Below are 25,091 nucleotides of genomic sequence, written 5' to 3'. Positions count from 1 at the left end.
AGCACGCAAATCGACGTCGAGGCCGACCAGACCAACGGCACGACCACGACGCTCACGATGTACGTGCGCGATATCACGGCCGGCACCACGCCACTCAACGGCGCGACGGTGACCAATACGGCGGCGGTGCTGCAGAACCCGGCCTTCTCGGGCGTCGCGATCGATGCGACCGGTTCGGGCTCGGCCCAGACGATGACCCAGGTCCAGTATTACACGGACCAGACCGTCAATGCCGCGCCGGCGGCGACCGCCTATACGGTCACGCTTGCGACCAGCGCCACGACCCTGACCGGGCAGGCCGGCTCGATCGCGACCACGGGCCTGACCCTGACCTCGCCCCTGTCGGTCACGCTCACCAGCACGGCCGGCAGCAGCTTCACGCCGAACCCGATCACGATCACGTCCGGCCAGGGCACGGCGGCCTTTACCTATACCCCAGCGGTCGCCGGCTCCGACGTGCTGGCCTGGAGCTATTCCGGCGGCAACGTCGGCATGTCCGGCAACGGTGGCCAGACCGAGACGGTCACCGATCCGGTGTTCCCGACCGATGCCAACATCTTTTGGTCCGACGGCTGGTGGGTGCAGGCCTCCGGCGCCTATGCCAACAACGCCGGGCAATACGTCAAGATGGCGTTCACCGGCGCGTCGCTGGTGGTCAATTTCGACGTCACGAACATCCGGACCTCGAGCGTCACCGCGGCCGAATGGCCGACGGTGCGCTTCACGGTCGACGGCGCCGGCATCACCGACCTCAAGCTGACCGACCCGGGCGTCAATACCTACAGCCTGACGCTGACCGCGCAGCTGACCGGCGCCACGACCCACACCTTGATGCTGCGCCTGCTGAACGAGACCCAGGCGTTCAACCGCTGGACGCCCAACGGCTCGGCGCTGCCGCCGAGCGGCATCAAACTCTCGAACTTCATCCTGGCCAGCGGCGCCAGTACGGTCGCACTCAGCACGACCTATCTCGCGGTCAAGCCCTGCGCGATCTACGTCTTCGGCGACAGCATCGGCGAGGGTGCCAAGACGACCTGGCCGAACCCGACGGTCACGGCCGACGCCGAGGCGACCTGGACCAACGCGGTCGCCGCCAACCAGAATTGCGAATATTCCAACTACGCATTCTCGGGCCAGGCTTACAGCGGTCAGCTCGGCGTGCCCGACGTGCCGTTCTTCGGCTCGGCCTGGAGCCTGCGTTTCAGCGGCCAGACCAAGCTCAGCGGCGGCCACTTCATCACCAATTCCGGCTCGGCCCTGCCGAAGTACATCGTCGTCAACATGGGCACGAACGACGCGGCCAACAGCGCGTCGAAGACGTCCGGCGCGGTCAAGGCGGTGATCACCGCGATCCGCGCGGCCGCGCCGGGCGCGACGATCTTCCTGGTCATGCCGTTTGCCTACCATTCGGCCTGGTTCTCGGCGCAGGGCTATGGCGCCTACCTGCTGTCGGAATACCAGGCCTATGTCGCGACCGACAGCAACGCCTATCTGATCGATCCCGGCCAGGACGCCAGCGTCGGGCTCAACAACTACCCGGCCGGCGCCTCGAATGCCCTGTCGGCCGATGGGCTGCATCCGGGCGGCCAGCGCTCGGTCAACCTCGGCACGACCCTGTCCCAGCTGATGCGCGCGGCGCTGCCGACGCCGACCGGCGGCGCGACCGGTCCGATCTATTACCCGTGCCGGCGCCCTCGTGGACCGGGCCGCCGGCGGCCGCTGCGCCGCACCGGCAAGGCGGCGGCATGAGCGGCCGGGATCCGTATTACGACCTGGTCGCCGCGATCGACATCGCCGCACCCGGCATCGTCCTGCAGCGCGAGAGCCTGGACGCGGTCGCCGATGCCTATGTCGCCGGCGGCTCCGTGCCGCTGACCAATGCCCAGATCGTCGCCATCGCCGGGCCGTTGCCGCCGGTGCCGACCTCGATCCCGCGCATCGACAAATACAGCGACGAGGTTCGGGAAGGTTTTTGCCCATGACCCACTTCCTGCCCGACCTCATCAACCCGGCGTCGATGGTGCAGAGCCGCATCACGCGCGCGCTGCCCGGCGGCCCGATCAAGGATATCGCCAGCGCGCCGACCGACCTGGTGGCCAAGGAAAGCGCGTCGATCGACCCGATCAGCCGGAACCTGTGGGGGCCGGATCAGAAGGTCGCCCAGGGCAATCTCAAGACGTTGCTGGGGGGCTAGATGACCGCGCTGTTCTCCTCGCCCAAGGTCGCGACCGTGGCGCCCATCCCGCCGGCGCCGATCGCGTCGGATCCGGCCGCGACCGCCGCCGCGCAGGAACAGGCGACCGCCGCCGCCCAGGCGGCCGGCCGCGCCTCGACCATCCTGACCTCCGGCCAGGGCGACACGTCCCAGGCCCGGGTCGCCAAGAAAACCCTGTTGGGGGGCTAGATGGGCGATCTGGCCAGCGACACCATCCGCGAGTGGGAACGGCTCGACAGCGAGCGCACCACGTTCAAGAGCCATTGGCAGCGCGTGGCGCAATTCCTGCTGCCCGATCGCAACGATTACATCGTGCAGCGCACGCCCGGCGCCAAGCGCATGCAGTGGATCTACGACGCCACGCCGGTCTGGGCGCTCGAGCAGTTCGCCGCCGGCCTGCATTCGCTGCTGACCAGCCCGTACCTGATGTGGTTCGGGCTGAAGGCCGAGTTCGATCCGCTGAACGACATCGACGCGGTGCGCCTGTGGCTCGAGCAGGCCTCGACCGTGATGTACGCGAAGTTCAACGGGCCGAGGCATAATTTCGCGAGCCAGAGCCAGGAGCTCTATCGCGACCTGGGCTCGGTCGGCACCGGCGTCATGGGCGTGCTGGAAAGCGCCAAGTCCGGCGTGCTGTTCTCGTGCCGGCACCTCAAAGAATGCGTCATCGCCGAGAATGACGAGGACCGGGTCGACACCCTGATCCGCAAATGGGAATGGACCGCCAAGCAGGCCTACGACCAGTGGGACAGCCAAGGCGTTTCCTCCGGTCCGGCCGTGGCCAAGGCCTGCGCCGACGGCGAGTGGGGCCGCAAGTTCTGGTTCATGCACCGGGTGCGCCCGCGCCGCGATCGCGACGCCGGGCGTGGCGGCGAGGCCAGGCATATGGCGTTCGAAAGCGTCTATGTCTCGGTCCAGGACCAGTTCGAGATCGCGGTCGGCGGCTATCCGGAATTCCCGTTCCTGGTGCCGCGCTTCTCCAAGGTGACGGGCGAGACCTATGGCCGCGGCCCCGGCATGACCGCGCTGCCCGACATCCAGATGCTGAACGAGATGGCCAAGCTGGTCATCAAGGCGGCGCAGAAGGTGATCGACCCGCCGCTGCAGCTGCCCGACGACGGCTTCATGCTGCCGATCAAGACCGTGCCCGGCGGGCTCAACTACTACCGCGCCAACAGCCAGGGCCGGATCGAGCCGATCGAGACCAAGGGCGATACGCGCCTCGGCCTCGACATGATCCAGTCGCTGCGCCAGCAGATCATCCGGCAGTTCTACGTCGAGTTCATGATGATGCCGTCCGACCCGTCCGACCCGGCCTCGGCCGGCAAGGGCGTGACCGCGACCTATGTGCTGCAGCAGCGCGACGAGAAGATGCGCCTGCTGTCGCCCATGCTGGCCCGCCTGCAGTCGGAATTCCTCGAGCCGCTGATCAACCGGACCTTCGCGATCCTGTGGCGCCAGAGCAAGCGCGTCGGGTTCCGGCCCGAGCTCGGTTCGCCGTTCCCGCCGCCGCCGCCGCAATTGTCCGGTGCCGCGCTCAAGACCGACTATGTCAGCCCGATCGCGATCGCCCAGAAATCGAGCCAGCTCGACGTCATCGGCCGCCTGATGCAGACCCAGGCCGCGATCCTGCAGATGAACCCGAAGGCGCAGGTCGTGATCGACAGCGAAGCGATCATGCGCATCACCGGCCGCGACCTGAACGCCCCGGTCGCGGCGCTGCGCTCGGCCGACGACCTGGCCCAGGAACGCCAGGCCCAACAGGACGCCGAGCAGGCGCTGCAGCAGCACGCCGCGATCGCCAACCTGGCCGGCGCCGCCAAGAATGGCGCCGGCGCGGTGCAGAGCCTGGCCAGCGCCGGTGCCATCGCCCAGACCGGCGGTGCCGGCGCCGCCCCGCAGCAGGCCGCGGCATGAGCGACGACATGAAGAAGGTCGCGCCATGAGCGACGCCCTGAAGGAGGCCGCGCTGTGACCGACGCCCCGCGCTTCCCGCACCTGGTGATGAGCTGCGACCATGTCGGCTGCCGGCATGTCGTGCGCTTCGCGCCGCGCATCCTGGTGCCGTCGGTCACCTGGTTCGACCCGCATCATCGCCCGCTGCGCATGATGACCACCTTGCATTACTGCGACCTGCATTGGCCCGAGTTCAAGCTCGAGGATCTCCTGACGCCGGACATCAAGGTCCGGTTCGAGCAGGCGGCCCGGCGCGCCAGGCCGATCGGCTTCAAGTGCGAGTTCGAGCGGGCCCAGGTCGAGCGCGTGCTGGTGACGACGCCGGAGTATCGCGCGTTCCTCGGCCATCTGGCGTTCCAGGCTCCGTCCGAGGCGGTCGCCCATGTTTAGCCATGTCCCGAAAAAGCTCGGCGCCTGGCGCAAGCGCGTCGGCCTCAACCGGGCCTACCACGAGACCTTCGGCTCGCCCCAGGGCCAGCGCGTACTGGCCGACATCCTGGCCCGCGCCAAGGTGCTGTCGACCAGCCACAGCCCGGGCGACGCGCACGACACCGCGTTCAACGAAGGCCGCCGCGCGCTGGGGCTCGAGATCGTCGGCGAGCTGCGCTGGACCGAAATGGAATTGCTCAAGCTGGCCGAGGAAAAGACCGGCCACGACCTGAGCGTCTTTGACGAGGAAGTATCATGAACATCCGTTCGCTGATGGGTTCGACCGCGCTGCGTTTCGGTGGCGCGATGATGGCACCGGACGAGGCCGCCGCCGGCGGCACGCCGGTCGTAACGGCACCCGGCGCCACGGCCGCCGTATCGCCGCCCCCGCCGCCGGCGGCGGATCCGAACGCCGTTCGCACGCCGATCGCTTTCGCCGAGACCCTGCCGGAGAAGATCCGCGGCGAGGCGGCGTTCAAGGACATCAAGGATCTCGACACCTTGGCCAACGGCTACCTGCATGCCCAGCGCATGCTGGGCAAGGTCGCGGCCGACCCGAACAGCGTCGTGGCGCTGCCCGGCGCCGACGATGCCGACGGGCTGAACGCGCTCTACACCAGGCTCGGCCGGCCCGAGACCGCGGACAAATACGCGCTCGCCAAGCCGGCGGCCGGCGACTACAGCGACGCCGACAAGGCGTTCCAGGCCAAGATCCTGCCGACCTTGCACGAGGCTGGTCTGACCCAGCGCCAGCTCGACAAGATCCTGCCGGCCTGGAACGACATGCAGGCCGCCAGCGTGGCCGCCCAGACCGAGGCGCACAACGCCAAGAATGCGGCCGGCGAGGCGGCGCTGAAGACCGAGTTCGGCGCCGCGTACGACGAGAAGCTGGGCCTGGCCAAGCAGGCATTGACCCATTTCGGCAACGAGAAGCTGGCGGCCGAACTGGTCGAGAGCGGCCTCGGCAACCATCCGGAAGTGATCAAGATCTTCGCCAAGCTCGGCAAGGGCCTGGTCGAGGACGGCGTGGTCGGGCGCGCGACCGGAGGCGGCGGGCTCAACTCGCCGGCCGAGGCGCAGCAGCAGATCAACGCCCTGCAGGCCGATAAGGAATTCGCCCGCATCTACACCGACAAGAGGGCGATCGGCCATGCCGACGCCGTCGCGAAGATGCAGGCGCTGTACCAGCAGGCCCACCCAGAGGCCTGACGACGAGACCGGCGCGATACCGGGGAGCTCCGGGCAGTCATGCCCGGCGGGTCCGGTCGAACGCCGCGGCGCCAAGACGGCCGTTAAACGTCAGGCACGGGTCCGGTGGGGCATCGATTTCGGTCGATGCGGGATCGGGGAACTCAGCCGCCCAGACCATGTCCGGCGCTCCCGCCGGGCGCGTTGCCACCTGGCGTCGGCTGGAAACCGGCGTCCGATCAAAGGGCCAGACCCATGTCGTTCAGCATCACCACTGCCTTCGTGCAGCAATTCACCGGAAACGTCCGTTTCCTCGCCCAGCAGCAGGAAAGCCGCCTCGCCGGCGCCGTCATGACCGACGATATCGCCGGCGAGACGGCCTACATGGAACAGCTTGCGCCGACCGCCGCGCGCAAGGTCACCACGCGCCACGCCGACAGCCCGCTGATGAACAGCCAGCATCTGCGCCGGCGCATCACCGCCTACGACTATGATTGGGGCGACCTGATCGACAAGGAAGACAAGGCCCGGCTGCTGATCGATCCGGCCTCGTCCTATGCCATGAACGCCGGCTTCGCCATGGCGCGCTCCAAGGATGACGAGATCATCGGTTGCCTGTGGGGCAACGCCTATACCGGCCATTCCGGTAACACGGTCGTGGCCTGGCCGAACGGCGACAACGAAAGCAGCCCGGCCCAGCCCGGCGGCTATGTCGTCGCGGTCAATTCCTGGGCCTTTGGCAACGGCTCGGCCAACGCCGGCCTGACCGTGTCCAAGCTGATCGAGGCCAAAGTGGCGCTCGGCAAGGCGGAAGGCGACGAGAACGAGGAACGGTTCATCGCCTGCAGCGACCAGCAGATCGGCAATCTGCTGTCGACCACGGAAGTGACGTCGGCCGACTACAACTCGGTCAAGGCGCTCGTCGAAGGCAAGGTCGACAGCTTCATGGGCTTCACCTTCATCCACACCGAGCGCAACCAGGTCGATGCGAACGGCTATGCCCGCGTGCCGGCCTGGCGCAAATCGGCGATCGGCCTCGGCACCACCATCCCCCTGTGGACGCGGGTCACGGAGCGCGGCGACAAGCGCTTCTCGATCTACGTCTTCGCCTCCCAGTCGATCGGTGCGACCCGCCTCGAGGAAGCGAAAATGGTCGAGATCAAGTGCGCCTGAGGCGCACGCGATCCCGGCTGACCTCCCGTTCATAGAAAGGACCTGAGCCATGGCGCTCTCTTTTTCGACCCAGATGGCGATCCTGACCGGCAACACCGGCGGGGCCATCCAGCAGCTGCTCACCCCGTCGGACGCCGGCGGCCGCAAGCGTTCGTTCCGGGCCAACATCGTGCTGGCAGCCCAGGCGTCCGGCAGCCAGATCGCCGTCGCCCGCCTGCCGATCAACGCCGCGATCTTCGGCATCAACTACCTGACCGACACGTCGCTCGCGACCGCGACGATCGCGCTCGGCGACATTCACGCCGGCAACAGCGCGATCTATGCCGCGGCCACGACCCTGACCGCGGTCCAGACCCCGACATCGGTCGGCCTGGTCGCGACCCGGGGCGCGCCGATCACCGCGGGCTACGACTGCCTGACCGGCAACCAGCTGGGTTGGGAAGACGTCGTACTGACCACCGGCGTCGCCGCATTGCCGGCGTCGGGCAACCTGGTGATCGAGTTCGACTACGTCATCGATTGAGGGGTCGCCGGGATCGATGGCCGCCCCACCAACCCCATCGATCCCGGCGACATTTCGGAGATAATTCATGGCCGCCGGCGACAGCAAAATATCGATCTGCAACATCGCGCTCATTGCGCTCGGTGAAGGCACCATCACGTCGCTGGCGGACAACACCAAGCGGGCGATCCTGTGCAACGCGCGCTACGACCAGGTGCGCCGGGCGGTCCTGGAATCCCATCCGTGGAACTGCGCCAAGCGGCGCGCCCAGCTGCCCGCGGCCGCGCAGGCGCCGGTCTTCGGCTTCCAGGCCGCGTTTCCCGTGCCGGCCGACTTCCTGCGCCTGGTCGAGATCGTCGGCTTCGAGCATCCGAAGTGGGAGATCGAGGACGGCCAGATCCTGTGCGACTATTCCGCACCGCTGGCGATCCGCTACATTTACGACCTGCAGGACGAGACGCGCCTGATGCCGACCCTGGTCGATTGCATCGGCTACGCGCTGGCGGCCGAGCTGGCCGTGCCCTTGTGCCAGAGCCTGTCCAAGCAGCAGGACATGCTGAAGCAGCTCGCCGGCAAGCTCGACAATGCCAAGCTCGTCAATGCCCAGCAGAATTCCTCGCCCGAGCTCGAGGACGACGTGCTGCTGGAAAGCCGCCGCTGATGCGCGTCGACCTCGACCTGACCGACTTCACCGCGGGCGAGCTGTCGCCCCGCATGAAGGGCCGCACCGACGAGGCCAAATATTACGATGGCAGCGCCATCCAGCGGAACATGGTGACCCTGCCGCAGGGCGGCGCCACGCGCCGGCCCGGCACGGCGCTGTCCGACCTGGCGGCGAGCCAGGCGGCCAAGGCCCGGCTCAAGGGCTTCGTGTTCTCGACCGTGCAGGCCTACATGCTGGAATTCAGCATCGTCGCCGGCGTGTGCCAGGTGCGCATCTTCAAGAACGGTTTCCCGGTGCTGAACGGGTCGGCCCAGGTCGTGGTCACCGGGCTGCCCTACAGCCAGGCCGAGCTGGCCGAGATCCAGTTCACTCAGAGCACCGACACGCTCTACATCTTCCACCGCAACCATCCCCAGGCGAGTTTGACCCGGTCGAGCCATGTCGCCTGGTCGTACCAGGTCCTGGTGTTCCGCGACGGCCCTTACCTCGACCTGAACGGCACGGTCACGACGCTGACGCCGTCGGGCACGTCGGGCACCATCACGCTCACCGCGTCCTCGATCGTCGGCATCAACAAGACGCCGCAATCGACCGGGCAGGGCTTCCTCGCGACCGACGTCGGCCGCATGGTCCGCATCAAGCTGACCAGCTGCTGGGCCTGGTGCCTGATCACCGTCGTGACCTCGGCCACGGTGGTGTCGGCCGTGGTGCAGCCGCGCGTCATCGGCGGCGCCTGGAGCGCGCTCGACGGCGCACCCTGGGCCGCCAGTACGCTCTATGCCACGGGCGTGATCGTCACCAACGGCGCGAACACCTACGAATGTGTGATCGCCGGCACGTCGGCCGCGAGCGGCGGGCCGTCCGGCACCACGGCGCAGATCGCCGACTGCACGGCCACCTGGGAATACGTGCCGTCGATCCCGACCGCCACGACCTTCTGGCGCCTCGGCCGCTGGACCTCGGTCGACGGCTATCCGGCCTGGGGCCGGTTCTGGCAGCAGCGCCTGCTGATGGCCGGCTCGATCAGCACGCCGAACGCGATCGTGGGCTCGGTGATCAGCGATTTCACGGCGATGAGCCCGACCCAGCAGGACGGGACCGTGGTCGATACCAACGCGCTGTCGTGGGTGATCAGCGACGACGAGGTGAACGACGTTCGCTGGCTGGCCGCCGCCGGCTCGGCCCAGGCGATGCAGCTGGGCATCGGCACGTCCGGGTCCGAGCATATCATGCAGGCCGCGACCACGGCCCAGGCGCTGACCCCGACGTCGGTCCAGGTCTACCAGGAAACCGCCTATGGCGCCGCGCCGAACGTGCCGGCGCTGCGCATCGGCAAGTCGGTGCTGTTCCCGGACGAGCCGGGCCGCAAGGTGCGGGAATGGACCTTCTCGTGGCAGGTCAACGGCTATAGCGGCCCCGACCTGGTCGTGTTGAGCGAGCATATCACCCGCTCGATCCCCGCCGGCCTGCAGGGCATCGTCGCCTGGTGCTACCAGCAATCGCCGCTGAGCGTGATCTGGGCGAACCGGGGCGACGGCGCGCTGATCTCGTGCACCTATCAGCGCGACCAGAACATCGTCGCCTGGGCATCCCATGCGCTGGGCGGGCAATATTATGGTGCTGCACCGCTGGTCGAAAGCCTGGACACGATCCCGTCACCCGACGGCACCTACGACCAGCTGTGGCTGCAGGTGCTGCGCACGATCAATGGCGTGCCGACGCGCACGATCGAGGTCATGCAGCCGTATTTCGACGCGCTGCCGCTCGACCAGAGCTGGTTCGTCGATTGCGCGCTGACCTCGGCCCTGACCTATCCGGCCGCGACCCTGACCTATAGCGCCGCCAGCGGCACGGGCGTCAATTTCACCGCGTCGGCCAGCGTGCTGGGCGGCGTGGCCGACAACAGCCTGATCCGGGTCAACGGCGGCCTGGCGGTCGTGCGCCGCGTGACCGACGGCAACTTCCTGGTCGGCGACTGGTACATCCCGCCCGGCTCGATGGCGCCGGCGCCGGCCGGCAGCTGGAGCGTCGACCCGCAGCACGCGACGTTCGCCGGCCTGGGCTATCTCGCCGGCGAGGTGGTGCAGATCATCGGCGATGGCGCCGACCTCGGCACCCAGACCGTGCCCGCCGGCGGCGTCGTGACGCCGATCGAGACCGCGACCTATGCCACCATCGGCCTGCCGGCCGAGGCGATCCTGCTGACCATGCCGCTGGAGCCGATCCGCGCCGCCCAGGCCACGACCCAGGGCAGGGCGCGCACGATCGACACCATGTGGCTGCGCCTGCACGAAAGCCTGGGCTGCAATTTCGGGCGGCGCATCATCGACGACCAGACCGGCCTGGTCGAGGACGCTGTCGAACCGCTCGAGACCCGCTCGGCCGGCATGCCGATGGGGCAGCCGCCCAGCCTGTTCTCCGGCATCCAGCGGCTGAAGATGTCCGGCGGCTATGACCAGGAATGCCAGATCCTGATCACGACCAGCGGCCCCTATCCCCTGACCGTGCTGGCGATTTCGGCCAAGGCCGACGTGGGCGAGATGCCCAACGAATGATGCGCTTCGTGCCGCTCACCCCCGGGCTGCTCGCCCTGATGCCGGTCGCCGAGCATCTGAAGGGCGCCGCCTCGATGATGTCGAGCCCGGAGGCCGCCGCCATGGCGTGCCAGCCCGGGCTCGGCCTGGCGCTGCTCGATGGCGGCCGCATCGTCGGTGCCGCCGGCATCCTGCCGTTCTGGCAGGGCCGCGCGCTGTGCTGGTTCCTGCCGGGCCTGTGGATGGAGCGCCGGCACTATGCCCGGGCGCTGCACCGCTGTCGCCAGCAGCTGCGCGCGCTCGCGGCCGAGGGCTATCGCCGGCTCGAATGCAGCGTGGTGGTCGGCCATGCCGAGGGCCTGCACTGGGCGCAGCGGCTCGGTTTCAAGAGCGAGGGGCGCATGCGCGCCTATGGGCCGGACGGCGGCGACCATTGGCTGATGGCCTGGATCGCGGCGGATGAGGAGCAAGCCTGATGGCGGTCGCGGCAATCCCAGCTTGGGCGATCTATGCGTCGATGGCAGCCACCGCTGCCGTCACGGCCGCCAGCGCCATCTCGGCTGGAAATGCGCAGAAGAGCGCCGCGAGCTACAACGCCCAGGTCGACCAGCAGAACGCCCAGCAGCAGCAGGGCGTGGCCGCGTCGCAGGAACTGGCCCAGGATCGCTCCGACCGGCAGAAGCTCGGCCAGGAAGCCTCGGCCTTCGGCGCCGGCGGCGTCGACATGTCGGGCACGCCGCTCGACGTCATGGCCGACAGTGCGACCCAGGCGCGGCTGAACGCGCTGTCGATCAAGTACAACGGCCAGGTCGGCGCCAACCGCGACCTGAGCCAGGGCGCGATCGCGACGTTCCAGGGCAACCAGGCGCAGACCGCGGGCTACCTCAATGCCGGCAGCACGCTGCTGACGGCCGGGACGAAGTTCGCGACCGGGTATACGTCACCGTCCTCGACCGCCGGCTTCGGCGCGACCAATCAGATCGGCGCCAATGGTGTCGCGCTGCAGACCAATAACGGTTTCGCGGTGGGGTCGATCTGATGCCGAACGTTCCGACCTTCGACCGGAGCGAGCTGCCGCAGGTCCAGCAGACTGGCGGCCAGGTCAACCCGGCTGCGGCGGCGGCGCCCGAAGAAGCGCTGATGCAGGGCGCCGGCCAGTTCGAGAACACGGTCCAGGAATTCAACCAGCGCTACCAGGACGCCCGGCGCCAGGCCGATACCGCCGGCGTCATGGCCGATGCCACGACCCAACTGGCCGACGCGCAGTTCCGCTGGTCCAAGGTCGCCGATCGTCAGACGGCGATGACGGGCTACGCGGCCGAGGCCCAGCAGATCCGCGCCGCGAACCTGGCGCGGATCAATGATCCGCTGGCGACCCAGATCTTCTCGGGCACCTTCGACCATCAGGCCGCCGCCTATGGCGTGGCGACCGGCCAGGAAGCGTTCGGACTGGAATCCTCCAAGCGGGTCGCCGACCTGGATTTGCGGCTGAGCCAATACGCCCAGGCGGCGGTCACCGCGCCGAACGACCAGGCGCGCGCCTCGATCATCGGCCAGGCGAACGGCGATATCTCCGGTACCGTCGCCGGCGGCTGGCTGCATCCGGAAGCGGGCGCCCAGGCGCTGATGGGCTTCCGGTCGAAAATGGCCGAGGTCTCGGCGCGCCAGGACATGAACTCGGATCCTGGTGCCGCGGCCGAGAAGCTGCAGGACCCGACCTCGTACCCCTACCTCGATCCCAACCTGCGCCAGACCCTGCAGTACCGGGCCGACATGCGCGCCGACCGGCTGGAGCGCCTGCAGATCGCCGGCCAGGCCCATGCCGACGCGATGGCGGCGAAGGACCAGCGCCAGGCGCAGAGCAGCAACGAGACCAACCTGCTCGAGGCGGTCTATTCCGGCAAGGACGTGGATCCGAACCTGATCGCCCATCTGGCCGAAACCCAACAGATCTCGCCCGGCGGCCTCGAGGCGGTGCATTCGGCAATGGCGCGCAAGGCGGCGGGCACCGACGATCCGATGGCCGTCGTGCATGCCTACGACCAGCTCGGCAAGGGCAACCTGACCTCGGACAATGTCACCAGCCTGATCGGCAACGGGTCGGTCAAGGGCACGACCGGCGCCGAGCTGATGCGCGCCGTGGTCGAGCAGGGCAAGCAGCAGACCAACGCGACCGAGCGGGGCTATTACGGCCAGTTGAAGACGGCGTTGAGCGGCGGCGCGGTCGAGCAGGGGCTGTTCAAGGATACCCCGCCGATCGTCGAGCGCTGGGGCCAGGCCCAGGGCGAATGGACCCAGCGCGTGCTGGTGTCCAAGGAAGATCCCCAGGCCGTGCTGTCCGATATGCTGCCGCGCTATGCCGGCTCGACCGCGACCTCGCCCAGCTGGCTGCCGGCGCCGCGCTTCGGCGCGATCGGCAATACCGACGATCTGACGAATATCGCGGTCAAGACCAACCAGGCGTTCCAGGCCGGCCAGATCGACCAGCCGACCTATGACGGCCAGGTCAACCTGCTGAACCAATACAAGAGCTTCTACGACCAGCAGAACGCCGCGCGCACCGTGACGGCCAAGCCGAAGCCTGGGGCGAAACCGACCGAGGGCGGACAATGACCGGCGATACCCCCGAGCTCGACCAGCCGCCGGCGCAACCGCTACCGGCGCCGGGCGACGATCAACTGCGCCAGCAGTTCACCGCGTCGCGCGCCGTCGCCGGTCGGCCGAACGATCAATGGATCCGCGAGCTGGCGGCCGGCCCGCAGCCGGCATCCGGCTCGGGAGCCACGCCGGCATCGGCGCCGGCTCCCGGCGTCGATGGCGCTGCAGCAGCGCCGGCCCCCGTGGCCGCGCCCGATACGGCGAACGTCCCGATCAGCCAGCGCATCTTGTCGAACCTCGGCCAGGTCGGCCGGGGCATGGCCGAGGACGCGATGGGCGGCTATGGCGCGGTCGCCTTCCTGGGGCGGCTGCGCGACGCCGCCGGCGCCGGCGCATCCCAGGCGCTGAAGGACCTGACCTCGGCCGGCGACGCGCTGGCCCAGGGCAAGAGCAACTACCAGGCCTCGGCCAGCCCGGCGGCGCAGCCGATGGCTTGGAGCGATATCATCCATCCGGACCTGGCGGCGCAGAAGGCGGCCTATCAGGTCGCCCATGGCGCGCCCGTGCTGGCGGCCGGCGTGCTCGGCGGCGTCGCGGGCGGTGCGGTCACGGCGGAAACCGGGCCGGGTGCCGCCGCCGGCGCGCTCGGTGGCGGCGCGCTGTCGGCCGGCGCGATGTCTGCGGCCCAGAGCATCGGTCCCTATTACGCGGCGGCGCTCAAGGCCAATCCGGGCGACCCGCAGGCCGCGTTCAGCCAGGCGCTGACCAAGGCCGGGACCGATGGCGTGTTCTCGGCGGCGGGCTGGGCGCTGTTCGGTTTCGCGCCGTTCCAGAGCGCGGTCAAGAACCTGATGCTGCAGGCCTTCGCGGTACAGCCGGCGGTCGCCGGCGCCCAGAAGGCGACCGAGAACGTCGAGGACGGCAAGCCGGTCGGCGAGGGTGTCGCCGACGCGCTGCCCGGCGCGATCGTCGGCACCGCGCTGCCGGCGCTCGGCCATCAGGTGCTGGGCGCGGTGCGAGGGACAGCCGCCGGCGACGCGTTGCCGGCCGGCGATGCCGCGCCCGACGTTGCGGCGCCGGATGCCGTGGCGCCGGATGCGAACGCCGTTCGCCCGGCTGAGCAGGGCGACGCGGTGGCCGCGCCGACGGCGGTCGGCAATCGCGTGACGTTCGACGACAATGGCACGCCGGCGAGCGGGACCGTGGTCGAGGGTGGCAAGCCGGGCGAAAGCCAAATGATCAAGGTCGACGGCGAAGAGGAGCCGCGACCGGTCGGGGTCAACCTGATCGAGCCGGTCGCGGCGACCAAGGGCGATGCCGCGACCGGCGCGCCGGCGGCCGATGACGGCGACCCGTTCGCCCATCTGATCGCGACCCAGTCGTTCCAGCCGAAGCAGCGCGACGTGCTGCAGCTGGGCGACGCGGCGGCCGATCCGGTCACGATCTCGCCCGACGTCGAGAAGAACGCCGCCGCCTACCTGGCCGGCGACGCCGGCGCCAACCCGGTCAAGGTCAACCTCGAGCGCATCGGCTCGGGCGAGGATATCCAGGCGACGCTCGAGCACGTCTCGTCGCTGCTGCCGGCGCAGGCGCCGATCGGCCACGACAGCACGCGCCTGCTCGCTACCTCGCTCAACCTGTCGCCCGAGGATTTCCTGGGCGGCTACAAGGGCGAGCAGCTGGACCATGTCCAGACCGACGCCATGCGCATGATGCTCGACAGCTCGGCCGGCCAGCTCATCCAGTACGCCAAGGCGGCGACCGACCCGGCGACGGCGACGCCGGAGGCCCAGGCGCTGTTCCTGCGCGCCTATGGCACCCACCAGGGCCTGCAGGAATATTTCGAGAATGCCCGCGCCCAGGCCGGCCGCACGCTCAACGCCTACGGCATGATGTCGCGCAGCCGGGCCGACTACTCCAAGGCGATCTCGGACCTGATCCAGCAGAACGGCGGCCAGGCCGATATCAGCACGCTCGCCTCGCGCATCGCCGATTTCGACGATCCGGCGAAGGCCAGCCAGTTCGTTGCCCAGTCGCGCCAGATGTCGAGCCGCGACCTGATGCTGTACGGCTTCTACAACGTCATCCTATCGAACGTGCCGCATATCCTGGCCAAGAAAGGCCTGTCGGACGCGAGCATGGGCCTGTGGAACATCGCGACGCGCTACGCGGCCGAGAAGCTCGGCTCTGGCGCCGTGGCCCAGGGCGAGACCGCGGCGCTGGCCTATGGCTATGCCGCGTCGATGCAGGACGCGATCGGCGTTGCCGGCCACGGCATCGCGACCGGCGAGCACATGTCGCTCGGCGATTACGGCGGCATGGACGCGCTGGGCAAGAACCGGATCACCGCGCTGGCCGACGGGGCGCCGCCGGACATCACGACCGACCAGCCGACGCGCGGCGCCGTCGAATATCTCAAGATGGCGCTGCCGACCCGCTGGATCGGTGCCGCCGATGATTTCGCGAAATACGTCAACTATCGCGCGGAGCTGCGCGCGCTGGCGTTCCGCGACGGCACGGGCAAAGGCCTGGATGGCGACGCGCTGGGCGTCCATATCGACCAGACCATGGCCGTGCCGCCGGTGCAGATGCACGAGCAGGCGGTGACCGCGACCCTGCGCTCGACCTTCCAGGAACCGCTGTCCGGCCTGGCGGCCCGGGTGCAGGACGTGGCCAACGAGATCAATATCCCTGTGCCCGGCACTGACGTGAAGATCCCGTTCGGCCGAATGATCCTGCCGTTCGTCAAGATCCCGGCCAACATGGCGGCGACGGTCTATCGCAACTCGCCGCTGGCGGCCGCCTTTCCGTCGGACCAGATCAAGGCCGAGCTCGCCGCCGGCGGCGCCAGCCGCGACCTGGCGGTGGCGCGCATGGGGCTCGGCAGCGCCGCCGTGCTGGCGGCGGCCGGGATGGCCGCGGGCGGCTTGCTGACCGGGCGCGGTCCGTCGGACCCCAGCCTGAACCGGGCCTGGCGCGCCGCCGGCAACCAGCCCTACAGCGTGACGATCGGCGGCACGCCCTATTCCTACAACCAGGTCGATCCGGTCGGCATGACCCTGGGCGCCGTCGCCGACAGCTTCGACATCATGCGCTTCGCCCATGACCAGTCGCGCGGCGACATCGCGTCCTCGCTGATGTTCGGCCTGGGCAACGCGATGCTGTCCAAGACGTACCTGTCGGGCCTGTCGAACTTCTTCGACGCGCTGCAGCAGCCGGAGAAGGAAGGCAGTAATTACGTCGACCGCTTTGCCTCCAGCCTGCTGGTCCCGGGCGCGGTCGCTGCGGTCGGCACGGCGACCGACCCATGGCTGCGCGCGCACTACGACCTGTTGCAGAGCATCGAGGCGCGTACGCCCATGATGCGCGAGGGCCTGCCGCCGCTGCGCTCGCTGTGGGGCGATCCGATCCCGGCCAAGGATGGTTTCATGCCGCCCTTGAGCGGGACCGGCCTGGCGCGCGCCGTCAGCCCGGTCAGTTACGGGCAGCCGGCGGACAATGCCGAGCCGATCGATAAATGGATCTGGGACAATCGTTCGTCGTTCCCGCACGGCGACCAGGGCCGGATCGACCTGTACAAACCGGGCCCGGTGCAGAGCTACGAGGCACCGGGCGCGCGCGGCGTCGCGGCCCAGGTCACCTTGTCGCCGCCCCAGCTCGATCGGCTGCAGGTGCTGGGCGGCAACGGCACCCAGGATCCTTCGACCGGGCTCGGCGCCAAGGGCATGTTGAACGCGCTGGTCACCGGCACGGTGCCCGGCGGCCTGACCGGCGCCCAGGCCGCCCAGGTGCGCCAGATGCAGGCGCAATGGGACAAGCTGTCAACGGCCGCGCAGGCCCAGCGCGTGCTGGCCGTCGCCGACAAGTTTCGCGGTGCCGCCAAGCAGCAGCTGCTGCGCGAGGATCCCGACCTGGCCAACACGGTGCAGACCCAATGGGGCGCGCGCCGCCAGCAATTGAGCCCGGCATCAGGTGGTGCCGGCGCCGCCCTTTCCATGCCCCAGATCGGAGGCTAGGCCATGACCGTCAGCAGCCCGAACAACAAAATTCAGTATCAGGGCGACGGCACGTCGACCGGCTTTGCCTTTCCGTTCCCGTTCTTCAACGTCGCCGACCTGGTGGTGACGCTGTTCAACACGGCGGCACAGGCGCCGGTGGTGCCGGCGCCTGTGCTGGGCAGCAGCGGGTCGTACGATTACATTATCCAGGCGCTGCAGGATCCGGCGAGCGGTCAGTACCTGGGCGGCGGCACCGTGCTGTTCAACAACGCACTGCCGACCAACTACCAAGTGACCGTGCTGCGCGTGCTGGCCTCGACCCAGAACATCTCCTATGCCGACAATTCGAAGTTCCCCGCCAAATCGACCGAGAGCGGGCTCGACCGGCTGACCATGATCACCCAGCAGCAGGCCGAGCAGCTGGGGCGGGCTTTGCTGAGCCCGGTCGCGAACCCGACCGTGATCGACCTGACCGGCCGGCGCCTCACCAATGTCGCCGCTGCCCAGGTGTCGAGCGACGGTGCCACCCTGGCCGACGTGATCGGCCAGGTCCAGGGCATCGGCGCCGGCACGGCCGCGCCCTACATCGGCACCGGCGTCGGCGCGATCCTGCGCAGCATGCTGAGCAAGATCCAGGAGATCGAGATCAGCGTCGGGGATTATCTGGAGCCGACCGATCCGGACGATACCAACGCCATCCTGAAGGCCTACGTGGAGGCGCGGCGCGTGGGCGGCAAGATGGTCTTCCCGCGACGCGCCGGACCCTACGTCTGCGCCGGCTGGGACATCAGCGGCCAGGCGACCGAGAACATCATCGTCGAGGGCAACGATTGCCTGTTGGTGCCGGCCTCGGCCACGCAGCGCGCCGTCATCACGTGCGACAATAGCCTGGTCGGGTTCGCCGGGCCGGCCATCCTGTTCCGCAACGTCTATGTCACCGGATCACTTGTCGGCAGCAGCACGCCCGGCGGCGACATCCCCTATGCCGTCTATGTCAACGGCGGCAATCCCCATTGGGAGAATTCCGGCTTCTTCAACGGTCAGGTCGCGAGCTACTTCGGCTATTATTGCCAATATTCGGAATGGTATTCCTGTCAATTCAGCGGTGCGGTCCATAGCGGGTCGTCGATCGGATTGGCCACCGACGGCGGCGATACCGGATCCTCGTCGAACGAGCTGCTGCTCGTGAACTGCTGGTACAGCTCGAACTCGAACAACGGCTGGTTCAAGGGCGGCCTGAACATCCGAATGTTCGGCGGCCATATCCAGGACCAGCGGTCGTTCATGGTCGGCGGCGTCGATCAATCGACGGGCGCCCTGGTGCTGGATGTCAGTTCGGGCGGCATGGCCGTGACCGGCTTGCATGCCTATTCGCTGTATTTCGAGGTCAATCAGACCGCCGATGTCGTCAACCTCCTGTCGGAGGGGTTCCGGCTGCATGACGCGACCTTCGCGGCCGGGCTGGCGCCCGCCAACATCATCAAGACGAGCAATTGCTACGATTTCGGGCTGATCGATTGCAAAGCCTTCACGAACATGAACTGCACGATCACCCATCCGGCGGGGAGCGGCGATACCTCCAGCCTGACCCTACGGGGCAACAATTTCGTGCCGACGCTCAATCTGACCCACGCCGGACCGGGCTATATCTCCGGCTCGAATGCCGCCGTCGGCGTCTCGTACAATCAGAACATGCTGCAGAGCTGCGGCGGGGCCAAGCTCGGGGCCTTTATGGCGTCGGTCATTCCAGGCTGGGGCGGCGTCAAGGGCGCCATCGCCAAGGGTGTCACGACCACGCTGTTCGAGCTCGTGATGCTGGGGCTGACGCCGGCGGCCAAGCGCATCACCGCGTTCAAATTGCACCTGGACCTGATCGACGACAGCAGTGCGACCAGCAACTTCGGCTATGGCGCGCACGTCGGCCAGACGGTCGACGTGTTCATCACCTGCAACAACTCGGGCCTGCCGCAGGTCTTCCTGCACAACGACCAGGCCGGGACCGATCTGGGCGTCAATCCGGGCTTCGAGGCGCCGGGCGTCTCGACCGTGACGGCCGCGGTCAGCGGCAATGCCGTCATCTTCAGCATCAACTTCCCCGGCGCCGGCACGACCGGCACTCCCCAGGCCAGCGTGTTCTATCGCCTGGAGGGTGTCGGCAATAATTCCTTCTACATCAACCCGTTCTAGCCCGTCCCCCTCATGCCCGCGAAAGGCTGTTCCATGAGCGAACCTTCGATGTCCCTGCCGTCGCCCACGCCGCCGCTCACGCCCGAGCAGATCCTCGTGCTGTCGCGCTTTGCCGACCATGTGTCGGCCGGGCGCAAGGCGGCGGTGTTCCTGTTCAAGGCGATGGCGGCACTCGGCGGTCTCGCCGGCGCGCTGGCCGCCTTCCTGTATTTCTCGATCGAGGTCGTGCGCGACTGGCCGTGGGGGGTGAAGTGAGCGGCGCCGCGCCCCAGGGCGACGCCACGTTCCGCGCGGCGATCGCGATCGTGCTGATGCACGAGGGCGGCCTGGTCGACGATCCGGACGATGCCGGCGGGCTCACGAACATGGGCATCACCTTGCGCGATCACCCGGCGCTCGGCGCCGACGGCATCCGCAACCTGACGCGCGAGGATGCCATCGCGATCTATTGGACCGACTGGTGGGTGCGCTACCGCTTCGGCCAGCTGCCGGCGTCGATCGCCGGCAAGGTGTTCGACCTGGCGGTCAACGTCGGTGCCGGCACGGCCGTGGCGGGGCTGCAGCGCGCGGTGAACGCGCTGGGCCATCACCTGGTGGTCGACGGCGCCATCGGTGCCCAGACCTGCCAGGCGGCGCTGGGCTGCGATCCGCGCGCGCTACATGCCGCGTTCGCGGCCCAGATGGCGGCGCACTACCGGGCGATCGTCGCGGCGCACCCGGCGGACGCGAAATTCCTGGCGGGCTGGCTCGCCCGCGCGGCGGCGTGAGAGGGGGAGGGACGGGACATGGCGGATTTTCTTAGCCAGGCGTTGGACGTGCTGAAGACGGCGGCACCGGAGGTGGCGGCGCTGATCGGCGGCCCGCTCGCCGGCCAGGGCGTGCAGCTGATCGAGCAGACCCTGGGCCTGGCGCCGACCGGCGACGCGGCGGCGGCCGCGACGGCGGTGCTGGGGGCGACGCCCGATCAGCTGATCGCGTTGAAGACCGCAGGGATCGCGCTGCAGGGCAAGTTCATCGACGCCGGCGTCACCCTGATGCAGGCCGACAACAGCGATCGGGCGAGCGCGCGCGAGCGCGAGGCGGCGGTGCGAGACTGGATTCCGGGAATTCTGGCGATGGTCATGACCTGCGGCTTCTTCAGCCTGCTCGCCCTCTTGTCGCTGCGCGAGGTGCCGGCGTCGAGCCAGCAGCTGCTCAACACCATGGTCGGCGTCCTCGGGACCGCCTGGGTCGCGATGGTCGCCTATTATTTCGGCTCGAGCTCGGGGTCGGCGCGGGCCACCGAGCTGCTGGCCAAGTCCGGGCCCGCGCCATGAACGTCATTCGCCGGCTCGTCGCTTGGGCGCGCCGGCGCATCACCGGCGGGGTCGCGCGCAGCGCCCCGTCCTCCCTCGGAAAGGAACTGAAAATGGTAGTCGATCCCGCAATCGCGGCAGGAAAGAAGGCGGCCGTCGTGGCCGGTTTGAACGCGGTCGCCTCGGCCGAGGCCGCCGCACGCCAGGCGATCGCCGAGGCCGAGGCGGCCGGCGTCACGGTCGAGCATGGCCTGGGCGAAACGGAAGCGGCCGCCGCGCGCACGGCCGCGAAGTTCTTCACGCTGGTCGAGCTGGCGTAAGGCGGCCACGCTTGATCTTTCGCGCCAAGCCGGCTATTGCAGCGCGCGGATAGCGTCAGATTTCGCCGGATATAAGCCGTAAAGTCTGACGGAAGGCCAATGGTCAAGTGGTTGATATACAGGGATTTACGGCAGTCTCTTAATCAGCGGGTCGTAGGTTCGAGCCCTACAACGCCCACCACCGACCGAAGGCACGAAGGCCGCAGCATCCCACGGGTTCTGCGGCCTTCGCCTTTTGGAACGGGGGCAAACCCGTGCCAGATCACCGGACCTTCCGTTCTGCGCTTCGTTCCGACGGCGGTTTCGGCCTATTCTCAAGCGGCAACGGCATTCGAAATGACGGATCAGGGAGCGGCAATGGCGGTGAATGTCGGACCATCGGTGGCCCCCGGGGATCGCGTGCAGAGCCGCGCCCTCGTGCCCGGTCCGGAATTGACGCTGGTCATCCCGACCATGAACGAGCGCGACAATGTCGCGCCCCTCGTCGAGCGGCTGGATCGGGTGCTGGCCGGCATCGCGTGGGAAGCGATCTTCGTCGACGATGATTCCCTCGACGGCACGCGCGACGAGATCCGCCGGCTGTCCGAGCGCGATGGGCGGCTGCGCTGCCTGCATCGGATCGGCCGGCGCGGCCTGTCGTCGGCCTGCATCGAGGGCATCCAGGCCAGCCTCTCGCCCTATGTCGCGGTCATGGATGCGGACCTGCAGCATGACGAGGCGCTGCTGCCGGCCATGCTCGACTGCCTGAAGGCCGAGCCGCTCGACCTGGTCGTGGGTTCGCGCTACGTCGAGGGCGGCGGCGTGGGCGATTGGGACAGGCGGCGCGCCGGCATGAGCGGCCTCGCCACCGCCCTCGGCCGCCTGGTGCTCAAGGTGCGGATCGCCGACCCGATGAGCGGTTTCTTCATGATCCGCCGCGACGCGTTCGAGCGCGCGGTGCGCAGCATGTCGGCGGTGGGCTTCAAGATTCTGGTCGACCTGCTGGCTTCTTCGTCCAAGCCGGTCCGGCTCAAGGAACTGCCCTACCAGTTCCGCCAGCGCCATGCGGGCGAGAGCAAGCTCGACGCGTTCGTCGCCTGGGAATATCTGGTCCTGCTCGCCGACAAGATCCTGGGTCCCTACGTGCCGGTCCGCTTCGTGCTGTTCAGCATGGTCGGCGGCATCGGCGTCGTCGCCCATCTGACCATCCTCGGCCTGGCGCTCAACGTGGCGCACCTGTCCTTCGCCCTCTCGCAGGGCCTGGCGGCCGGCATCGCCATGATCGGCAATTTCGCCCTGAACAATTTCCTGACCTACAGCGACCGCCGGCTCAAGGGCTGGAATTTCCTCAAGGGCCTGGTCACCTTCGCGCTGGTCTGCGGCGTGGGCTATGCCGGCAACGTCGGTGTCGCCAAGTATCTGTTCGACAGCCACAGTTCGTCCTGGTGGCTGGCCGGCATCGCCGGTGCGGCGATCGGCAGCGTGTGGAACTACGCCGTCTCCTCCGTCGTCACCTGGAAGCGCAAATAGCCGGGCACATGGGCGAGGGGCAGGTCAGGACCGGGCGGCGCGTGGCGGCCGGCTTCGCGATGCTGCTCGTGCTCGCCCTGCTGCCGCTCTTCAGCGTGCGCGTGCCGCCGCTGCTCGACTATCCGAACCATCTGGCGCGCATGCATATCCTGGTCGATGCGGGCCGGTCGGTCGATCTCGTCCGCGCCTACGAGATCCGCTGGAGCCTGCTGCCGAACCTGGCGATGGATGCCGTTGTGCCGGTGTTGGCGCGGCTCGTGCCGCTGGACGTCGCCGGACGCGCCTTCGTGGGGCTGGCGCTGGCGTTGATGGCGGCGGGTGTCGTGCTGGTCCATCGCGCGGCCTGGCGATCCTGGTCGCTGTGGCCGCTCGCGGGCTTCCTGCTGCTGTACAATCGCATCCTGCTCTGGGGCTTCGTCAATTACCTGGCCGGCCTCGGCGCTGCGCTGATCGGCCTCGCCCTGTGGCTGGGCCTCGCCGACTGCCCGCGAGGGCGTGTGGCGGCCGTCGCCGTGGCGGCGCTGGTCGCCTATTTCTGCCACCTCGTCGCCTTCGGGCTGCTGGCGCTGATGATCGTCGGGGTCGAACTGGCGGCGCTGCGCGCGTCGCTCGCGGCCCGGCGCTGGCGCGCATTGGGGCGGGACCTGGCGCTAATCATCGTCGCGCTGGCGGCACCCATCCTGCTCTGGCTCGCCGCGTGGCGGCCCGGACCGGGTGACGGCGGCGGTCTCGCCTGGGCCAATCCGCTGCGCAAGGTCGACCTGCTGTTCAGCGTGTTCGACGAGTACAGCCGGCCGTTCGACGTCGCGGGCTTCGTCATTCTGGTTCTGCTGCTGGGGTTCGGGTTCCGGCGCCGGTGGCTGGCGATCGACCGGCGGTTGGGCCACGCGCTGGCCGTGCTGACCCTGGCCTACCTGGCGATGCCGGCGCGCCTGCTGGGCGGCAGCGGGGTCGATCACCGCCTGCCGATCATGCTGGCCCTGCTGCTGGTCGCGGCCATCCGTCCGCTCGGCTGGTCGCGGCGGGCGGGCCTTGCCGTTGGCCTCGGCCTCTTCGCGCTGTTCGCCGTGCGCCTGGCGCTGGTCGAGCGCGCCTGGCTGCAGGCGGACCGGATCTATCGCCCGATCCTCGCCGCGTTCGACCGATTGCCGCGCGGCGTCCGGCTGGCGGTCGCGAGCGGTCCGGACGCGGTCGGCGCCGGTGCAGCACCGCTGCTGCATTTGCCGACCTACGCGATCATCACGGCCGATGCCTTCGTTCCTACCGAATTTACATACGCGGGCCAGCAGCCCTTGGCGCTGACGCTCCCCTTTGCGCGATTGGCCGCCACGGCCGAACCGGACGATCTGTGGGCTGGGCTGGTCGCCGGCGTGGCGGCAAAACGCCCGGGCGCGCTGGCCGCCCTCGGCGAATACGACGCCCTCGCGGTCATCGACCGGCGTCCCGTGCCGGTGCTGGCACTGCCGTGCCTGACCACACTCTACGCCATGGCGCAGTTCCGGCTTTACGCCGTCGACCGGACACCGGGCGCCTGCGGCTCCTGACGGGCGCTACGTCTTGCTGACGCTGGCCAGGGCCGAGAAGAAACGGCCGTGCTCAATCGGATCGATCAGGGATGCGACCATCAGCATGTCCGGGGTCTCGTGGTCCTTGGCGAGCGGCAGGGTCAGGCGCTGGTAGCGCAGGCGATAGGCCCCGAAGCTCAGCAGGTTTTCATGCAGGGTCGGCGCGCGCCGGGCGACGGCGGTCTCGTATTGCTCCTCGATCGCCTGGCGATAGGCTGCCGGCTGCATCGCGGAAATGTCCCGGCCATGGCGCGGGCCGTCGGGGCGGGGCGGGTGGGAACTGCCCAGCAGGCGGATGAAGAACCGAGGTGCCGCCGGCCGCACCTCGATCAGGCTGAGCCAGCCCAGCACATCCTTGAGATCGACCGGATCGAGGTCGGCGCGGGCTGGCAACCGGCCGGCCGGGCGCCTGGATTCCCAATAATCCAGCATGGGGCGGAACCAAGCCGGCGGGGGCATCGTGCCCAACTCTCTCGCGGTTACGGACACGGAAGGAATGTTCATCGCAATCCAGAATAGAGTTTGTGTAAATGTTCGCGCCAATCTAGGATGCGCACGAATTGAATCGCAAGAAAACAATTGTTTCTGCGATCGACCCTGTGACGAAGATCACCGGATCCTGCGCGGACCTGGCATCGTGCAATCGCGATCATGGACGATATATGCGCGTGAATTTCTCTTTTCTACGTGAAGCGCAGTAGGAATTATCTGCCTTTTCTCCGTAGCGGCAATTATCTTTCTGTAATTGCGTAGTCGAGCGACAATGCCCATGCTGCCTGATCAGAATAGACGATCGAGCGGTCGTTTATTTCTTTCCGGCTAGAGCGCGTTCGTTCTTAGCTGAATCGGGATTCCCCCCGGCTCGAAAATCTGATTCAACATGACTGCTGGAGACGGAGGCCAGCAGTCATGGCTTGTCCCTATTCGAGTGATCTTCGCGAGCGCGTCGTAGCGTCGG

At 68.4% G+C, this 25,091-nt stretch carries 24 protein-coding genes; 23 read left to right on the top strand and 1 reads right to left on the bottom strand.

The window, feature by feature from the left end; all coding sequences use genetic code 11:
* The 23 genes from VGV37_RS02550 to VGV37_RS02440 form a co-directional block, all read left to right on the top strand.
* The coding region (locus VGV37_RS02550) for an SGNH/GDSL hydrolase family protein (RefSeq protein ID WP_326878038.1) at positions 1 to 1,749 on the top strand (1,749 nt) is incomplete at its 5' end.
* Positions 1,746 to 1,982 carry a hypothetical protein gene (locus VGV37_RS02545; RefSeq protein WP_326878037.1) on the top strand — a complete coding sequence of 79 codons (237 nt, stop codon included), beginning with the start codon at positions 1,746 to 1,748 and terminating at the stop codon, positions 1,980 to 1,982. The genes VGV37_RS02550 and VGV37_RS02545, both read left to right, overlap by 4 nt.
* On the top strand, positions 1,979 to 2,194 hold the full coding sequence (locus tag VGV37_RS02540; protein WP_326878036.1) for a hypothetical protein: 216 nt from the start codon (positions 1,979 to 1,981) through the stop codon (positions 2,192 to 2,194). Before VGV37_RS02545 ends, VGV37_RS02540 begins: the two co-directional genes overlap by 4 nt.
* On the top strand, positions 2,195 to 2,404 hold the full coding sequence (locus tag VGV37_RS02535) for a hypothetical protein (RefSeq protein WP_326878035.1): 210 nt from the start codon (positions 2,195 to 2,197) through the stop codon (positions 2,402 to 2,404).
* Complete coding sequence (locus tag VGV37_RS02530) at positions 2,405 to 4,132, top strand: portal protein (protein ID WP_326878034.1); 1,728 nt, start codon at positions 2,405 to 2,407, stop codon at positions 4,130 to 4,132.
* 54 nt (positions 4,133 to 4,186) lie between these two features.
* Positions 4,187 to 4,561: a hypothetical protein gene (locus VGV37_RS02525; RefSeq protein WP_326878033.1), complete on the top strand. Its 375-nt coding sequence runs from the start codon at positions 4,187 to 4,189 to the stop codon at positions 4,559 to 4,561.
* On the top strand, positions 4,554 to 4,859 hold the full coding sequence (locus tag VGV37_RS02520) for a hypothetical protein (RefSeq protein ID WP_326878032.1): 306 nt from the start codon (positions 4,554 to 4,556) through the stop codon (positions 4,857 to 4,859). The genes VGV37_RS02525 and VGV37_RS02520 overlap by 8 nt, the downstream gene beginning before the upstream one ends.
* Positions 4,856 to 5,809, top strand: coding sequence for a hypothetical protein (locus tag VGV37_RS02515; protein WP_326878031.1), 954 nt, complete (start codon positions 4,856 to 4,858; stop codon positions 5,807 to 5,809). Before VGV37_RS02520 ends, VGV37_RS02515 begins: the two co-directional genes overlap by 4 nt.
* Positions 5,810 to 6,043: 234 nt before the next feature.
* The gene (locus tag VGV37_RS02510; protein WP_326878030.1) at positions 6,044 to 6,961 is read left to right on the top strand and encodes a phage capsid protein; all 918 of its coding nucleotides are present in this window, start codon (positions 6,044 to 6,046) and stop codon (positions 6,959 to 6,961) included.
* 49 nt (positions 6,962 to 7,010) lie between these two features.
* On the top strand, positions 7,011 to 7,484 hold the full coding sequence (locus VGV37_RS02505; RefSeq protein ID WP_326878029.1) for a hypothetical protein: 474 nt from the start codon (positions 7,011 to 7,013) through the stop codon (positions 7,482 to 7,484).
* Positions 7,485 to 7,551: 67 nt separating this feature from the next.
* On the top strand, positions 7,552 to 8,124 hold the full coding sequence (locus VGV37_RS02500) for a hypothetical protein (protein ID WP_326878028.1): 573 nt from the start codon (positions 7,552 to 7,554) through the stop codon (positions 8,122 to 8,124).
* Positions 8,124 to 10,682, top strand: coding sequence for a hypothetical protein (locus VGV37_RS02495; RefSeq protein ID WP_326878027.1), 2,559 nt, complete (start codon positions 8,124 to 8,126; stop codon positions 10,680 to 10,682). The genes VGV37_RS02500 and VGV37_RS02495 overlap by 1 nt, the downstream gene beginning before the upstream one ends.
* On the top strand, positions 10,679 to 11,137 hold the full coding sequence (locus VGV37_RS02490; RefSeq protein WP_326878026.1) for a hypothetical protein: 459 nt from the start codon (positions 10,679 to 10,681) through the stop codon (positions 11,135 to 11,137). The genes VGV37_RS02495 and VGV37_RS02490 overlap by 4 nt, the downstream gene beginning before the upstream one ends.
* Complete coding sequence (locus tag VGV37_RS02485) at positions 11,137 to 11,700, top strand: hypothetical protein (RefSeq protein WP_326878025.1); 564 nt, start codon at positions 11,137 to 11,139, stop codon at positions 11,698 to 11,700. Before VGV37_RS02490 ends, VGV37_RS02485 begins: the two co-directional genes overlap by 1 nt.
* Complete coding sequence (locus VGV37_RS02480; protein ID WP_326878024.1) at positions 11,700 to 13,274, top strand: hypothetical protein; 1,575 nt, start codon at positions 11,700 to 11,702, stop codon at positions 13,272 to 13,274. Before VGV37_RS02485 ends, VGV37_RS02480 begins: the two co-directional genes overlap by 1 nt.
* On the top strand, positions 13,271 to 17,275 hold the full coding sequence (locus VGV37_RS02475; protein WP_326878023.1) for a hypothetical protein: 4,005 nt from the start codon (positions 13,271 to 13,273) through the stop codon (positions 17,273 to 17,275). Before VGV37_RS02480 ends, VGV37_RS02475 begins: the two co-directional genes overlap by 4 nt.
* Before the next feature lie 3 nt (positions 17,276 to 17,278).
* Positions 17,279 to 19,444, top strand: coding sequence for a hypothetical protein (locus tag VGV37_RS02470; RefSeq protein ID WP_326878022.1), 2,166 nt, complete (start codon positions 17,279 to 17,281; stop codon positions 19,442 to 19,444).
* A 33-nt stretch (positions 19,445 to 19,477) separates the two neighbouring features.
* Positions 19,478 to 19,699 (top strand): hypothetical protein, encoded by a 222-nt coding sequence (locus VGV37_RS02465; protein ID WP_326878021.1) that lies wholly within the window; start codon positions 19,478 to 19,480, stop codon positions 19,697 to 19,699.
* Positions 19,696 to 20,211 (top strand): glycoside hydrolase family 108 protein, encoded by a 516-nt coding sequence (locus tag VGV37_RS02460; protein ID WP_326878020.1) that lies wholly within the window; start codon positions 19,696 to 19,698, stop codon positions 20,209 to 20,211. Before VGV37_RS02465 ends, VGV37_RS02460 begins: the two co-directional genes overlap by 4 nt.
* A gap of 18 nt (positions 20,212 to 20,229) precedes the next feature.
* A complete protein-coding gene (locus VGV37_RS02455) occupies positions 20,230 to 20,760 on the top strand; it encodes a hypothetical protein (protein ID WP_326878019.1) in 531 nt (176 codons plus the stop codon).
* Between the two features lie 92 nt (positions 20,761 to 20,852).
* Complete coding sequence (locus VGV37_RS02450; protein WP_326878018.1) at positions 20,853 to 21,059, top strand: hypothetical protein; 207 nt, start codon at positions 20,853 to 20,855, stop codon at positions 21,057 to 21,059.
* A 357-nt stretch (positions 21,060 to 21,416) separates the two neighbouring features.
* Positions 21,417 to 22,568, top strand: a complete 1,152-nt coding sequence (locus VGV37_RS02445; RefSeq protein ID WP_326878017.1) for a glycosyltransferase family 2 protein — start codon at positions 21,417 to 21,419, stop codon at positions 22,566 to 22,568.
* 41 nt (positions 22,569 to 22,609) lie between these two features.
* Entirely contained in the window at positions 22,610 to 24,112 is a 1,503-nt protein-coding gene (locus tag VGV37_RS02440; RefSeq protein WP_326878016.1) for a hypothetical protein, read from the top strand.
* 6 nt (positions 24,113 to 24,118) lie between these two features.
* Here the strand turns inward: VGV37_RS02440 and VGV37_RS02435 are convergent, their stop codons facing one another.
* Positions 24,119 to 24,592 (bottom strand): PAS domain-containing protein, encoded by a 474-nt coding sequence (locus VGV37_RS02435; RefSeq protein ID WP_326878015.1) that lies wholly within the window; start codon positions 24,590 to 24,592, stop codon positions 24,119 to 24,121.
* Positions 24,593 to 25,091 lie beyond the last annotated feature (499 nt).

It is taken from the genome of Aliidongia sp. (genome assembly GCF_035943795.1).
Classification (GTDB): domain Bacteria; phylum Pseudomonadota; class Alphaproteobacteria; order ATCC43930; family CGMCC-115725; genus Aliidongia.
The sequence above is the reverse complement of the archived record's forward strand: the minus strand, read 5'-3'. Positions and strand labels throughout refer to the sequence as shown.